This window comes from Peribacillus sp. P4_B1 (assembly GCF_056402395.1).
Genome location: NZ_JBFUHM010000001.1, coordinates 56,312 through 71,037 on the forward strand (window position 1 = coordinate 56,312; position 14,726 = coordinate 71,037).

Genomic DNA, 14,726 nt, shown 5'->3' on the forward strand with positions numbered 1-14,726 from the left:
GGGTTACCCTGTTACTTCTTTACAGTTTACCTTTGGTTTTATATACAAAGGCTAATATTTCAGCGACCGCCTTAAAGAACTCCTCAGGTATCGCTTGACCTAATTCAGCTTGATCATATAAAGACCTGGCCAAAGGCCGATTTTCTACCATGATCACATCATTTTCTTTAGCAATGAATTTAATTTTCTGAGCGACAAAATCAACGCCTTTTGCCACTACATACGGAGCCTCTTCCTTATCTTCATCATATTTTAGAGCAATTGCAAAATGCGTCGGGTTAGTGATGACGACATCCGCATTGGGAATTTCCTGCATCATTCTTTGAGCGGCCATCTGCCTTTGCTTTTGCTTAATCTTGGATTTGATAAGCGGGTCCCCTTCGGAATTTTTATATTCATCCTTAATATCCTGTTTGGACATACGGATGTTTTTTTCAAAGTCATATTTTTGATACAAATAGTCTAATAGAGCAATGAACAATAAAGCCACGGCAGCATAAAATCCTGCTTTAATCGTAATATCCGCCAATGTTGCCATCGCTGCTTCCACAGAAATCTGTGATAACATCATAATCTCGCCCATACGCTGCCATAGTACATAAAAGGCAACAAAACCAACAAAAGATATTTTGAGAATGGATTTTAATAATTCAACAATGGCCCGCATTGAAAAAATACGTTTGAACCCTTTAATGGGATCCAGTTTTTCAAGTTTAAACTGAATGGATTCAGTCGAAAACAAAAAACCAATTTGCATGACATTAGCCAATACCCCAGCCACTATCGCGGCAGCAAAAACGGGTCCAAGGACGAGACCCATCTCCTTTAAAACCTCAATCATGATAATTTGTACATTCTCCTCGCTGAATCCAGTCAATGTAAAATGTTGCAGATATTCTTTCATTAGACCCAGCAAATGATTATACATGTACGGCCCCATCAGCAATAGCACTGAAAACACTGCAATTAAATTCACAGAGGTATTTACATCCTGACTCTTTGCCACCTGACCCTTTTTCTTCGAATCCTGACGTTTTTTTGGAGTCGCCTTTTCGGTTTTCTCACCAGCGAAAAACTGTAAATCCAGCTGAAACCTCTCCATATCAAGCGCCTCCAATCAACTGCATTAGATGACGCATCGTCAAAAGCAAAAAATTGAAAAGTTGGGTAACAACCGTCATCATCATCCCCATCACCAGTACTATAACCGCTAACCCGGCTATGATTTTCACTGGAATTCCGACCACGAACACATTTAATTGAGGGACTGTCCTAGCAAGGATTCCTAGCGTGACATCCACTAAGAAAATACTTCCCACTACTGGTATGGACATTTGAAAAGCAATCATGAAAGCTTTACTGAATGCTTTCGCCAAATATTCCATTAGTGTATGATCTCCGAATGGCACAAATAATTGGTCAATCGGGATGAACTGATAGCTATAAAAGATTCCATCCAAAAGCAAATGATGGCCGTTAGTACTCAATAGGAATAATAAGGCGATTGTATAAAGGTATTGTCCCATCAACGGGCTTTGAGCCCCAGTTTGGGGATCGATGACATTGGCAATTGAAAAGCCCATTTGAAAATCAATCAATCCACCAGCGATTTGAACGGCCGATAAAATCATATAGGCTGCAAACCCAATGAAAAGCCCAACAAGCGCTTCCTTTATGATGAATAAATAAAATGTGACATCCAAGTCCAGAACCGGGGCTTCAATGGTATAGTACATGATCCAGGCAAGGAAGATTCCTAGCCCCACTCGATGTTGTACCGGTATAGAACGGTAAGAAAAAATCGGCATGGCCACGAAAAACGTAGTGACCCTTACTACAATTAATAAAAAGGCGGGAAAGTGCGGAAATATTTCCTCCATGCCCTACCCTACAAATCGATTCAGATTACCGAATATTTCATTTGCGTATGATAATAGATGGCTCAGCATCCACGGAGCCAATAATATGAGTCCCAATAAGACTGCCACGATTTTTGGAACGAATGCCAAGGTTTGTTCCTGAATCTGTGTAGTCGCCTGAAAGATGCTTACTAATAGCCCTACAATAAGAGCAATTACCATCAATGGACCAGCGATAATCAAAACTGTATAAATTCCTTTTTCTGCTACATCAATAACAAACTCTGCACTCACTTTTTCTCACCTGCTTAAAAACTCTGTAATAATGACTTCACTACTAAATACCATCCGTCAACAAGAATGAAAAGGAGGATTTTAAATGGAAGGGAAATCATGACTGGCGGCAGCATCATCATCCCCATCGACATCAGGACACTTGCAACGACCATATCAATAACCAAAAATGGAATGAAAATCATAAAACCTATTTGAAAAGCCGTTTTGATTTCACTGATTGCAAAAGCTGGTACAAAGGCAGTCAAGGGAATGTCCTGTATCGTTTCCGGTTTATCCATCTTGGCATACTCCAAGAATAACGCCAGATCCTTTTGCCTTGTATGGGCACTCATGAATTCCTTAAAAGGCATCGAGGCCTGTACATATGCCTCTTCTAAATCTATTTCCTCATTAAATAACGGAGTTAATGCCTTTTCATTCACTTCCTGAAAAGTCGGTGCCATTATGAAGAATGTCATGAAAAGAGCCAGGCCGACCAGCACCTGATTCGGCGGCATCTGCTGTGTGGCTAGCGATGTTCTCACAAAGCTCAGGACAATGATGATTCTTGTAAAACAGGTCATCAAAATCAATATGCTAGGTGCCAGTGATAAAACGGTCATTAGTAGAACAAGTTTGACGGAAGTAGAGACATTGGCGGGGTCACTGTTATTAAAAAACTCCATGAACTCATTCATTCATTGCCTCTTCCTTTCCTATCAAGCTCGTTCAACAGCTTCTTCCTGCTATCAGACATTTGATCGAGTTGATTTTTGAACTCTGCAGGGAAACTGGCGGTTTCGGATTCTCTTTTATTCAACCACTTATTTTTCAACTTCATTGCAAATTCCCCAGGCTGGATCATTTGATCGATCTTATCGTTGTGATCTCTCAAAAGCTGTTCATATTCCTCAGGATTATCTATTTCTTTCAAGAGTTGAATATTTTCGCCAACCCCAATCACCAATATTCGCCCGCCGACTTTAACAAGCTGGACAGAACGATTTGCACCAAGGCTCGTGCCGCCTAAATTCTCAACTGAATTTGCTTTTTGATACGATTTACTTTTTTTATTGATGAACTTTAATAGGATATATAGAAGAGACACTACAAAAATAGTAGCAAATATCATCCTAAGAAACTCCCAAACGGTTATCCCAACTTTATCCGGATTCGAAGCCTGTTTGGTAGATTGCAAGTCTTTTGATTCACCCTTATCCACTTTTAAATCATCAGGCTTTTTATAAACATCCTTCACTGTTTTTTCAAGATCTTCCGCATAGGCCTGTATGGCCCCAGAGAAGAATACTGCAATCATCAGTGAGACCTGAAGCCATTTTTTAATAAAAAACAATATGAAGACACCCTCTTAACTTAATGCTTTATTTATGGCTTCCAATACCCGGTCTGCCTGGAATGGCTTCACGATAAAGTCTTTTGCGCCCGCCTGGATTGCATCAATGACCATGGCTTGTTGCCCCATCGCTGAACACATAATGACCTTAGCTTGAGGATTTACCTTTTTAATTTCCTTTAATGCAGTAATTCCATCCATTTCAGGCATGGTAATATCCATCGTTACAAGATCAGGAAGCGTTTCTTTATATTTGTCCACTGCTTGGGCTCCATCTGCTGCTTCCCCTACAATATCAAAGCCATTTTTAGAAAGGATATCCTTTATCATCATTCTCATAAATGCTGCATCGTCCACAATTAAAATTCTATTAGCCATTATTTTCGTCCCCCAAATTATCTGATTTTATTTAATCGGTCACTTTGACTCATGATATCCGTAACACGTACGCCAAAGTTTTCATCAATCACCACAACCTCACCTTTTGCTATCAAGCGACTGTTTACCAGGATATCCACTGGCTCGCCGGCTAATTTATCCAATTCGATGATAGATCCGGAGGACAGCTCCAGTATATCCTTGACAGAGCGCTTCGTTCTCCCAAGCTCCACAGTTACCTGTAGAGGGATATCCATCAGCATGCTGAGATTTTTCGTTTCAGCCTCTTGAAGCTGAAACGGCTGAAAACTAGAGAAACTAGCAGGCTGAACATTTACCGGCTGCCCTGTTGGTACGGATGAAACTCCAAAATGTTGCGGCATATTCGGTATTTGGTTCGTAGGGTGGGTTTGGTAACCGCCTTGCCCAAAAGATTCATTTGCCGATTGATTAGACCCGGCGTCTTGGAATGGGACCGGCTCCCGAGGTGGAATGTTCGTTACTGGATCACTTAGTACCTTTTCCATTTTCATATCGGTCGGTTCACTATCGCCCGTTCCATTCAATAATTCAGAGACTAACCCTTTAGCAAACTCTAAAGGCAACAATTGCATAATACTGGAGTCAATTAAATTACCGACACGGAGACGGAACGAGATTTTTGCAAATAAATCTTCGTCCGGTATCGCATTTTCCCCTTCACCATTTAAAAAGTTAAGTAAATCTATGCTAGGAGGGGAAATATCCACTTTTTTACTGAAAATGGTCGACATCGATGTAGCAGCAGACCCCATCATTTGGTTCATGGCTTCCTGGACTGCACTCAATTGAATTTCTCCCAGCATGTCAGAAGGATTCTCCCCATCACCGCCAAGCATCAAATCTGCAATGATTGCAGCATCGCTCTGCTTGATGACCAGCATATTAATACCTGAGAAACCCTCGGTATATTGCACTTGAATCGCTACATACGGATGCGGAAACTCTTCCGCAATCTGTCCCCTTTCAATTAAGGTAACCGTCGGGGTGGTGATATCCACTTTCTGATTCAACAAAGTGGATAAGGCAGTGGCCGAACTTCCGAAAAAGATATTACCAATTTCCCCGAGGGCGTCGAGTTCCATAATTGATAAATAATCGTCAATCATATGAGACTTCATCTCATCTTCTATATCACTTGTACCTTTTAAAAGGGCATCTATTTCGTCCTGTGAAAGCATATGATCACTTACCATCTTCGTCTCCCCCTTTCAAAATATCAAGAATCTGGATGGCGTGTTTTTTTCCTACTTTTCCTGGCTGCCCATTGAATTTTGGGACCCCTCCAATTTTAATTGTCAAAGGTTCATCGATTGCCTTATTTAAATCGATGACATCACCAACATCTAGCAGTAAAAAATCCTGGATGGTGATATCCGTAGAACCAAGTTCGGAAATAATGGGAAGGTCTGCATTTCGAATACGCTTTTCCAAAATCATGATTTCCTCTGGAATTTTTTCCTTTTGGGAATTTTCCAACCAATAATGAGCAGATAACTTTGGTATGATTGGTTCTAATACGACGTGAGGAATACAAATATTAATCATTCCACTCGTTTCGCCGATTTGTGTATTCAAGGAAATGACAACAACCGTATCGTTGGGCGAAACCAATTGAAGAAATTGTGGATTCACCTCAAACTCTGTCATCACCGGTTCGATTTCAACAATCGTTCCCCAGGCCTCCTGTAAATTTTCAAAAGCCTTCTCGAATAAATTCGACATGATTTTCGTTTCTATTTCCGTTAAAGTATCTACCTTATTCACGCTTTTGCCCCGCCCGCCCAAAACTCGATCCATCATGGAATAAGCTATATTCGGGTTGACCTCAAGAATGATACGGCCATCCAACGGCGGCACCTCAAACACATTCAGGATGGTAATTTTCGGGATCGATCTAATAAACTCTTCGTATGGTATTTGATCTGCCGAAGCAACGGATATTTGAACATATGTCCTAAGCTGAGCCGAAAAGTATGTGGTCAGCAACCTTGCAAAGTTCTCATGTATCCTGGTCAAACTTCGGATTTGATCCTTTGAAAACCGAAGTGCCCTTTTAAAGTCGTACACTTTCACTCTTTTTTCTATTTCTTCTTTCTTTAAATCATCTGCATCCATTTCACCTGTGGAAATGGCCGATAATAAAGCATCGATTTCATTTTGCGATAATATTTCCCCGGACATTAACACTCACCTCCAAAGCTTCCCCTTCTTATTTAATGAAGCAAGGAAGTTCTTATTGAAGAATCGAGGAGGTTATATAAACCTTTTCAACTTTTCCTTCTTCCATTAATTCATTCATTCTAGTCTTTAGCACTTCTTGAAGCTTTTCCTTGCCTTTTTTTCCGGTTAACACTTCCGCTTTCATTTCGGATAGTTCGGTAATAATGATATTTTTCACTTGAAAACTTCTTTTTTCCAATTCTTCTTTTGCTTTTTTATTTTCTGTTTGGACCATAAATGAGATTTTGATATAATCATTGCCAGCAAGATTCGTTGTAATTTCGGGAATTTCAACTGATGATTTGACAATTTCGTCAATGCTAGGTTTTTCTTCTGCAGATGTAGGGTCAGATAACTTTGTCACAACCACGAATGCTATGACACCAACAAGCGTTATGGCCACGAATATAATCAACATAATTGATAATAGACTTTTTTTCATGATTTTTCCTCCACATCATTACGAAAACCGAGAATATTCACGGTACGATAAAAATGTATAATAGCTTCAACCATTTCCTCTTCTTTCTCAAGCACAACGATTTTCTTACCATTTGTAAAAGTAATGGTCGTATCTGGCAATGACTCGACTGTATCTATGTACAATGCATTGATTTGAAAGCATTTTCCATTGAGCCTTGTGACTTTGATAATGATATTTAGGAGCCAGAGCAATAAGCACCTGGCTCCTCCCCCCTTAACCTATCGTTTTAAGTTAACTAATTCTTGTAAAATTTCATCCGATGTCGTTATAATCCGGGAATTCGACTGGAAACCACGTTGCGCAACGATCATTTCAGTAAACTCTTCCGATAAATCCACATTGGACATTTCCAAGGAACCTGATGCAATCAACCCCCGGCCCTCACCTGCGATATTGATGTTGGCAGTACCTGAGTTGATTGATTCCTGAAAAGTATTACCACCTGTTTTCGTCAAGCCTGATGGATTGGAAAACTTGGCAACGGCCAGTTGGCCTAATGTTGTGATCATACCGTTGGAATAAACGCCATTTATTTCCCCTGATGCACCAATATTAAAGCTTTCCAGTTTCCCTTCTTTATTACCATTTGGATTGACAAGAGCAGTCGTAGCACCTTTAGATTGAGTAAGTTTCGAGAAATCAAAATCCAATTTGATTTTTTGAACGCTTTCATCAGCCTCCGTATCCGGGTCATTCTCTTTGCCACTTGAAATGTTAATGTTTAGGCCTTCCTGAGTTTTATCAGCTTCCACTATCTGACCATTAGCATCGAAATTCAGAGAAGTGAACGGTTTTGGTTTAGTAGCCGAAGTATCCCCCAAAGCAGCAGGTTCCTCATCAAAAATCCCCCATTTGTTATCAGCTGTTTTTTGGAAAAAGATAGTTGCCGTTTGTTCTTTACCCTTTGCATCCACGACTTTTATTTGCTGACTAAATACGGTACCGTCAATTGCATCAGCAGCTAAATTTTCACCTACTGTTATTTTAGTTGTTGTTACAGCAGGTAAAATTGCATTGACGTTAACAGCCACATCACCGATTGTTTTTGATTGTTTTCCGTTTTCATCAATCTTGTAAGCCTGCACTTTCAAACCATTCGAGTTGACAAGTGTACCGTTATTATCAAGATAAAAGTTTCCAGCACGAGTGTATGATAGTGCATCGCCTTGCTTGACGATGAAATAGCCGTCACCAGAAATCCCCAAGTCAAGATCACGGCCGGTCGTTTGCAAGCTTGACTGTGTATGGATGGTATCAATTGTAGCAATCGTGGAACCCAACCCAATTTGTTTAGAATTAGTTCCACCTCTATTGGCTGTTGCTGCACTTGCCCCAGATACCGTTTGATTCATGGCATCGCTGAATGTTACACGGCTTTTTTTGAAACCATAAGTATTGACATTGGCTACGTTATTACCGATAACATCCAATTTTGTTTGTAAGTTTTTTAACCCGCTTATTCCCGAATACATTGAACGAAGCATGTAAAATCTCCCCTTTCATATAGCGACTGCTTCAGTCATTCCACAGTCTAGACTTCCTATTCTAGGTCCAGCCTATTAATCCAAAATTATGGTTCCATTGATGTTCGTAAAAATTTGAGCTGATGCTTCATCCCTGTCCATGACTGTGATGACTTTATTTTTTTTCGTGCTTACTATGAGTGCCGCATTATTTGTAATGATAAGAGATTCGGTCACGCCCATCTTTTTAGCCTCATTAGCTTTATCGGTTATTTGTTTCCAGGTTTGTCGTGGTATTTCTATATTTCTTTCATTTATCCGCATTTGAGCATGTTTACTAATGGTCAATTTTTCATTAGTGGAAACAGCTGATTGAAAATGCTGTTGAAACCTTGTTGGGTCAACTGCCCTTGCCTTAACGGTAATTTTGTTTGAGCCATCATCTGAACGGAATTTGCCTGAAAATCAAGTTTACTCATATTCCCGCCCATTAAGCTTCAGCGATTTTGATCAATTGCTCTGATGATAGCTTGGTGTTGCTTTCATCATCCACTTCAATTTGCAGCTTGCCATTATTCATGGATACAGCGATAACGACAGCCGATGACTCTCCATTTTTTTCATCCATCCAGGAAACACGTTTGCCTATTAATTCACTTGCCGTCGTTAAGCTATTTGCCGTGGAACTTGTTTGTTTCATTTGTGAAATGTTGGCGGGTACAAGCTTTGTGCCATCTTCTAAAATGAAATAAACACCATCACCTTTATATTGGATCGACTTCACGATGCCTGTTCCTTCTTCTACCGCAAGATCACCATCGCCACCATCCAATTTATGCCAAGTGACTTCCTTACCGACAAAGGAGTTAAAGTTCATGATACTATTTTGTTGACTGATCCCGATTATTTCTTCCATTTGGGCTCCCATATTCATCATCTGTTCTAGAGATGAAAAAGTGGCCATTTGGGCGATGAATTCCGTGTTGTCCATCGGATTTGACGGATCTTGGTTTTGAAGCTGTGTAAGCAACAATTTCAAGAAATCATCCTTTCCTAATGCATCCCCGTTTTTTCTGTTTTCAGTTTGAAATTTTGATAATAATAGTGACGTATCAATGGTCGTCATTTTAACACCTACACTTCCAGATTTAACAGCGCTTCGGCAAGGGATCCCATAAACTCACTATCCGTCTCGTCATTGCTTTCTTCCTTACTCTCTTGTTGTTTATTTTGTTCATCCGCATCTTTCTGGCTGAATTTCTCGGGGTTAAAAGCATTGAAGGCCTGTGATATTTCAATTTTTTCAATTTGAATATTTTGACCGCTAAAGGCTTGTTTTAAGCCATGAATCTGTTTCTCCAGCATATCTTTGGCCTGAGAAGTAGTAGCCATAATCTTGGCTGACAGCCTACCATCCTTTTGAATCAACTCGATTCTAAGTGACCCTAGATGTTCGGGATTCAATCTGATCAACAGTTTATTTACACCGTTTTTTCCGCTAAAATTCGCCTTACTCAAAATATTTTCAAATTGTTTAACAAACTCTTCATGACTGACAATTTGCTTACCTATGGAAGCAGTCAAGACGAATTGCTCCAACTTAGTCATGAGCAAAGGCATACCTGAACCTTGATGGTCACCGCTATCCAAATTTTGCAAAGTCACACTGCTGGTTATTGTCCTGCCTTTACTTACCTTGTCACTCCCAGATAATTGCAAGGGTGGGTTTTTCAATGTTTCTATTGTTTTATTTTGCCCTTTTTCCGAAATGTTGGATTGACCATATTCTGATTTTGGTTCTGACTGATTGGACAACATTTTATCCAGTTTCCCCGTTATCCCTTCAAGCAGGTTTTTCATTTGTTTCTGGATGGCCGCTTCATCTTGTGTCATATCCTTACTCTCTGAAAGAAGATCTTGAATCTTAGCCAGTTTCAAAAGATTCACCACACCAGATAGTGGGAGCTCATGCCATTCTTCTTCATTCAATACAGTAACCTTTTTTAGAATTGTATACAGTTCCATGACATTGGCAGATAACAAACTTTGTGGATTCATGCTGAAGTCATCCAATTCTTGTTCTACATCCATTTCCTCTATGCTCGCAAAGAAATCCTTAAGGGCACCCTCATCATTGCCGGCTACATTTTTTAGTACCTGTAATAGAAGGGTGCTGAATTCTTCATGGTTGTTTACAGAAATATCTTCAACAATACTCTCTTTCCCTTTATCACTTAACCTTTCAAGTTTCAGAAAACCAAGCAAATCCTTTATAACAGACAATCGTCCTTCAGTGATGTCGCCTATATCCGCTGGAGCGGGAGGTTCTGCCACTAAGGAGGATTGAAGGACTGAACCAAACCCGGAATTGGTTTGCTGATTTTGTTTAATTGGTGCCTTTTGACTTAATGATGCCAAGGGGAGTAAAGAATTAATGGCTGAATTCATATATTATTCACCTCCTTAATCTCTTCTCTTAAGGACTTTGTTCCGTTAGTTTCTTCGTTAACCTTGCAGCATCAGCCGTTGTCATTTGCTCCAATACCTTAGCTAAAGTGGCTGCTTTCATACTTGAGAGAATCTCCACTGCGTCATCATCATTCATTTCAGTAATGATAGGTGCAGACTTCTTAGGAGCCATGGTTTCATAAGTGCGGATTATATTTTTGAACGCCTGTTTACTACCATTCTGACTCTCCTTAAGTTGATTCATTTCGGTTTGAAGCTGCTGTTTTTCCGCTCCTGCCTTTAAAATGGCCTTGTCACGTTTATCAATGATGCCCTCAAGCTTGTCTATCTCTTTTTTCTTGTTTTCAATCTCAGTTTCTAATTTTTCGAGCTTCATCGAGACTTTCTCATTTTCCTTGGCTGGATTACCTTTCTCTTCATTCTTATGATCCAATTCAATGAAGGGTATTTTCTCAGACATTCCTTTGGCCTTTTCCACAACATTGACACCTGCAACTGTAAAAACGATCAACGCTACAGTTACCGCAAAGATTAAAGAAATGAAGATGACAAAGAACCATTGGAACTTACTTATCTTGCTTTTTTCCAATTCTTCCAATCCATTAGATTCACTTTTTTTACGCATTCTATCACCTAACGCCTTTGCTTAAGAATTGCCGGATAGAAATTTCATCCATTTGCTTATTCTCGACTTCCTTTAAGACATCAAGGAATTTAAGAAAATCATTTTCTTTCATTTTCTCGTACTTTTTAACCTCAATATTTCTATCCATTAATAAATCCCGTTGAACATTCATCTTGTATCGAGCTTCAATGACTTCCTGTTGACAATGGCTTAAGAGTTTTTCCAAGTTGTCCATAAATAACTGATGATGGCGAATTTCCTGAACGGATAATCCATTGCGCAGCTTTTCCTGTTGAAACTCAAGCAACTCTTCTTTTTTCTTTAAAAGCTTATATAACCTTTCTGCCACTTCTTCAAATTTTTTTAAAGCAGTATTATATTTAGCTAGTGCATCTTTTTTTTCTTTTTCCTTGATGTTCAGGATCTTCTCGAATTTATATTGATAAATCATAACTAATCACCTTTCCCCATCAAATCGACAAGGGCGTTAATACTATTATCTTTTGGAGCTTTTTCATGGGTGCCTTGCTTTAAAAATGAAATGATCTCAGGATAGCGTGTAATAGAGTTATCAATTGGTTTGGAAGAGCCCTTCTTATACGCTCCTATATTAATCAAATCTTCTGACTCCATATAGGTTGATAAACTTGCCCGTAATTTTTCTGCGGAACTTTTATGTATGTCCCCAACAATATTGTTCATGACACGGCTTATACTCTTCAAGACATTGAGCGCTGGAAACTGTCCTTTATTGGCTAAGTTACGATCTAGTATGAAGTGACCATCCAATATTCCCCTGACAGCATCAGCAATCGGCTCATTCATATCATCACCGTCGACTAGAACCGTATAAAACGCTGTAATGGTACCCAGCTGATTTGTTCCCGTTCTTTCGAGTAATCTTGGAAGGATGGCAAAAACGGAGGGCGTATAACCTTTGGTCGTCGGCGGTTCCCCGATAGCAAGCCCAATTTCCCTCTGGGCCATTGCGACCCTCGTGACCGAATCCATCATCAGCATCACGTTCAATCCCTTATCACGAAAATATTCAGCGATGGCAGTTGCCGTTAAAGCGCCTTTTATCCTCATCAACGCTGGCTGATCAGATGTCGCCACAACAACGATTGATCGTGCCAGCCCTTCTGGTCCAAGATCTTTCTCAATGAATTCACGAACTTCACGTCCACGTTCTCCAACAAGACCGATTACGTTCAAGTCAGCCGTCGTATTCCTTGCTACCATGCCAAGCAACGTACTTTTCCCAACACCGCTCCCAGCAAAGATACCAACACGTTGACCTTTTCCAACTGTTAATAAACTATCAATCGCACGCACTCCTACATCTATCGGCTCATTAATGGGAGGGCGTTTCATCGGATTTGGCGGATCTTGATCCACAGGAACGGTAGCTAGACCCTTTGGGAGCAATGAATCATCAATGGGATGTCCCAATGGATCGACTACCTTGCCAATGAGCCCTCCTCCCACCTTTATCTCAAGGCTCCGTCCGCTTCCTTCCACGATACATCCCGGTGCTATATAACTAACAGCTGTAAATGGCATTAAAATAACCATTTCATCACGGAAACCGACAACTTCGGCTAATATTCGGTTTTTCTTTTTTTGTATACCTGTATAGATATAACAAACGTCGCCAACAGAGCTTTCAGGGCCTTGAGATTCTATCATTAACCCTACGACACGTTTGACCCGTCCATAATGTTTGAATGAATCCACCTCATCAACTAAGGGCAATAGGTCTCTAGTTTTCATCGTTACTCCCCTCCCACAGCAGCTCAGTTAGTTTCACTTTTATTTCCTGCAGCTGACTGTTGACACTGGCATCTATCCTTCCATTTTCTGATTCGATAATACAGCTGTTTTCTTCAATTTCATCATCCGGAAAGATATACAACTCAGTATCTTTTGGAAAGATTGCAATCAACTCTTCCTTATGAGATAGAATCGATTGATATTGGACAGGATGGATATGCAATTGCACTTCACGGTAATCCCTCGCCTCTTTGATGGCTCTCTTGACAATGGATAAAAAAGACTCTTCATCTTTTTCAAGCTGGTGCCCGATAATTTTCTCCGCGACCTTCACGGCAAGATTCAAAATAACGGTTTCAGATGATTCGATATGTTGACGATAATCTTTTTTAGAGGACTCCACCACTTCTTTTGCAAAAGCTATATCCCCTGCAATCTCGTTATAACCCTTTTGGAAGCCATCTTCGACTCCTTGCTGATACCCTTCCTTTTGAGCTTGTTCAATAAACATCACTTTTTCTTGATTCTCCCAATGTTCTCGGTCTTGCTGGATTTCAGCAGCTATCGCTTGGGCTTTTTGTTTAGCATCCAGTAATAACCTTTCGGCTTCCTGTTTAGCATCCCTCTGAAATTGATCAGATTGAAAATGTTGAAGGTTTATCCCCTCATCTGCATTTTCATTTTGAAGAAAGTCAAACGTGGGAACTTTTATCGCTATCTTTTTGCTTTTCTCCTGATGAGCTTGCTGGGATTTTATAATCCTAGACAATGATATCATCCCCTCCGTCGCGGGCAATCACGATATCCCCAGTTTCTTCCAAACGGCGAATAACAGCAACGATTCTCGATTGTGCTTCTTCTACATCACGCAAACGTACAGGCCCCATATATTCCATTTCTTCCTGGAACATTTCGACCATACGTTTTGACATGTTTCGGAAAACGATTTCCTTCACTTCATCACTTGCCACCTTAAGAGAAAGTTTAAGGTCTTCGTTATCAGATTCCCTGACTACGCGCTGAATCGCTCTGCCATCAAGTGTCACGATATCCTCAAAAACAAACATGCGTTTCTTGATTTCCTCGGCAAGCTCTGGATCTTGAATTTCGAGTTCCTCCAAAATCGTTCGTTCCGTCGAGCGATCAACACCATTCAACACATCTACAACCGCTTCTACTCCACCAGTCTGTGTATAATCTTGGGTCACGGTCGCAGAAAGTTTCCTTTCGAGTATTTGCTCCACTTCATTGATGATTTCTGGCGACGTGCCATCCATCAAAGCAATCCTTCTTGCAATATCGGCCTGCACTTCTTGCGGAAGTTCAGACAATATTTGTCCAGCCTGTGCAGGATCAAGATAGGATAAGATTAATGCAATAGTTTGCGGATGCTCGTTCTGGATGAAATTCAAGATTTGTCCAGGATCCGCTTTTCGTGCAAAATCGAATGGACGAACCTGTAAGGAAGATGTTAACCGGTTAATGATCGCAGTTGCCTGATCAGAGCCTAGTGCCTTTTCAAGTACCTGCTTTGCGTATCCTATCCCGCCCTGAGAGATGTAATCCTGTGCTAAAGCAATATTATGGAATTCTTCCAGAATTTCTTCTTTATCATGGGAGTCCACTTTTCTCACCGCAGAAATTTCAAGGGTCAATCTCTCAATTTCCTCTTCAGAAAGATGCTTATAAACGGATGCAGAAACATCCGGCCCTAAGGAAATAAGGAGGATGGCAGCTTTTTGTTTGCCAGTCAATCTGGCCTTTTTTTTTCTATCGGTCACTT

19 protein-coding genes are annotated in these 14,726 nt (G+C 40.3%); all 19 read right to left on the bottom strand.

The features are described 5' to 3' along the window. Positions 1–19 precede the first annotated feature (19 nt). The 19 genes from flhB to fliG all read right to left on the bottom strand — a co-directional run bounded on the left by flhB (position 20) and on the right by fliG (position 14,724). The gene (gene flhB / locus AC1DVK_RS00265) at positions 20–1,102 is read right to left on the bottom strand and encodes a flagellar biosynthesis protein FlhB (protein ID WP_477625641.1); all 1,083 of its coding nucleotides are present in this window, start codon (positions 1,100–1,102) and stop codon (positions 20–22) included. 1 nt (position 1,103) lies between these two features. Beyond that, the gene (gene fliR, locus AC1DVK_RS00270) at positions 1,104–1,880 is read right to left on the bottom strand and encodes a flagellar biosynthetic protein FliR (RefSeq protein WP_410860302.1); all 777 of its coding nucleotides are present in this window, start codon (positions 1,878–1,880) and stop codon (positions 1,104–1,106) included. 3 nt (positions 1,881–1,883) lie between these two features. Further along, complete coding sequence (gene fliQ, locus AC1DVK_RS00275; protein WP_089362478.1) at positions 1,884–2,153, bottom strand: flagellar biosynthesis protein FliQ; 270 nt, start codon at positions 2,151–2,153, stop codon at positions 1,884–1,886. A gap of 14 nt (positions 2,154–2,167) precedes the next feature. Then, positions 2,168–2,833 carry a flagellar type III secretion system pore protein FliP gene (gene fliP / locus AC1DVK_RS00280; protein ID WP_410860300.1) on the bottom strand — a complete coding sequence of 222 codons (666 nt, stop codon included), beginning with the start codon at positions 2,831–2,833 and terminating at the stop codon, positions 2,168–2,170. Beyond that, positions 2,830–3,489 (bottom strand): flagellar biosynthetic protein FliO, encoded by a 660-nt coding sequence (locus tag AC1DVK_RS00285; RefSeq protein ID WP_317776786.1) that lies wholly within the window; start codon positions 3,487–3,489, stop codon positions 2,830–2,832. The genes fliP and AC1DVK_RS00285 overlap by 4 nt, the downstream gene beginning before the upstream one ends. A 15-nt stretch (positions 3,490–3,504) precedes the next feature. Beyond that, on the bottom strand, positions 3,505–3,867 hold the full coding sequence (locus AC1DVK_RS00290; RefSeq protein WP_089362475.1) for a response regulator: 363 nt from the start codon (positions 3,865–3,867) through the stop codon (positions 3,505–3,507). A gap of 17 nt (positions 3,868–3,884) precedes the next feature. After that, positions 3,885–5,102 (bottom strand): flagellar motor switch phosphatase FliY, encoded by a 1,218-nt coding sequence (fliY, locus tag AC1DVK_RS00295; protein WP_477625642.1) that lies wholly within the window; start codon positions 5,100–5,102, stop codon positions 3,885–3,887. After that, a complete protein-coding gene (gene fliM, locus AC1DVK_RS00300; RefSeq protein WP_089362473.1) occupies positions 5,092–6,090 on the bottom strand; it encodes a flagellar motor switch protein FliM in 999 nt (332 codons plus the stop codon). The genes fliY and fliM overlap by 11 nt, the downstream gene beginning before the upstream one ends. A 52-nt stretch (positions 6,091–6,142) precedes the next feature. Further along, complete coding sequence (gene fliL / locus AC1DVK_RS00305; protein WP_477625643.1) at positions 6,143–6,571, bottom strand: flagellar basal body-associated protein FliL; 429 nt, start codon at positions 6,569–6,571, stop codon at positions 6,143–6,145. Then, a complete protein-coding gene (locus AC1DVK_RS00310) occupies positions 6,568–6,783 on the bottom strand; it encodes a flagellar FlbD family protein (protein WP_477625698.1) in 216 nt (71 codons plus the stop codon). The genes fliL and AC1DVK_RS00310 overlap by 4 nt, the downstream gene beginning before the upstream one ends. Positions 6,784–6,831: 48 nt before the next feature. Beyond that, positions 6,832–8,097, bottom strand: coding sequence for a flagellar basal-body rod protein FlgF (gene flgF, locus AC1DVK_RS00315; protein WP_477625644.1), 1,266 nt, complete (start codon positions 8,095–8,097; stop codon positions 6,832–6,834). Between the two features lie 75 nt (positions 8,098–8,172). Beyond that, positions 8,173–8,502, bottom strand: a complete 330-nt coding sequence (locus AC1DVK_RS00320) for a TIGR02530 family flagellar biosynthesis protein (protein WP_477625699.1) — start codon at positions 8,500–8,502, stop codon at positions 8,173–8,175. A 64-nt stretch (positions 8,503–8,566) separates the two neighbouring features. Then, positions 8,567–9,202, bottom strand: a complete 636-nt coding sequence (gene flgD, locus AC1DVK_RS00325; protein WP_410860292.1) for a flagellar hook assembly protein FlgD — start codon at positions 9,200–9,202, stop codon at positions 8,567–8,569. Between the two features lie 8 nt (positions 9,203–9,210). After that, positions 9,211–10,524 (bottom strand): flagellar hook-length control protein FliK, encoded by a 1,314-nt coding sequence (locus AC1DVK_RS00330; RefSeq protein ID WP_477625645.1) that lies wholly within the window; start codon positions 10,522–10,524, stop codon positions 9,211–9,213. A 28-nt stretch (positions 10,525–10,552) separates the two neighbouring features. Then, complete coding sequence (locus AC1DVK_RS00335) at positions 10,553–11,170, bottom strand: MotE family protein (RefSeq protein ID WP_477625646.1); 618 nt, start codon at positions 11,168–11,170, stop codon at positions 10,553–10,555. Positions 11,171–11,174: 4 nt separating this feature from the next. Beyond that, positions 11,175–11,621 carry a flagellar export protein FliJ gene (fliJ, locus tag AC1DVK_RS00340; RefSeq protein WP_089362467.1) on the bottom strand — a complete coding sequence of 149 codons (447 nt, stop codon included), beginning with the start codon at positions 11,619–11,621 and terminating at the stop codon, positions 11,175–11,177. Between the two features lie 2 nt (positions 11,622–11,623). Then, positions 11,624–12,943, bottom strand: coding sequence for a flagellar protein export ATPase FliI (gene fliI / locus AC1DVK_RS00345; protein WP_477625647.1), 1,320 nt, complete (start codon positions 12,941–12,943; stop codon positions 11,624–11,626). Then, positions 12,933–13,712: a flagellar assembly protein FliH gene (gene fliH, locus AC1DVK_RS00350; protein ID WP_410860289.1), complete on the bottom strand. Its 780-nt coding sequence runs from the start codon at positions 13,710–13,712 to the stop codon at positions 12,933–12,935. The genes fliI and fliH overlap by 11 nt, the downstream gene beginning before the upstream one ends. Continuing rightward, positions 13,705–14,724: a flagellar motor switch protein FliG gene (gene fliG / locus AC1DVK_RS00355; RefSeq protein WP_477625648.1), complete on the bottom strand. Its 1,020-nt coding sequence runs from the start codon at positions 14,722–14,724 to the stop codon at positions 13,705–13,707. Before fliG ends, fliH begins: the two co-directional genes overlap by 8 nt. Between the last annotated feature and the right edge of the window lie 2 nt (positions 14,725–14,726).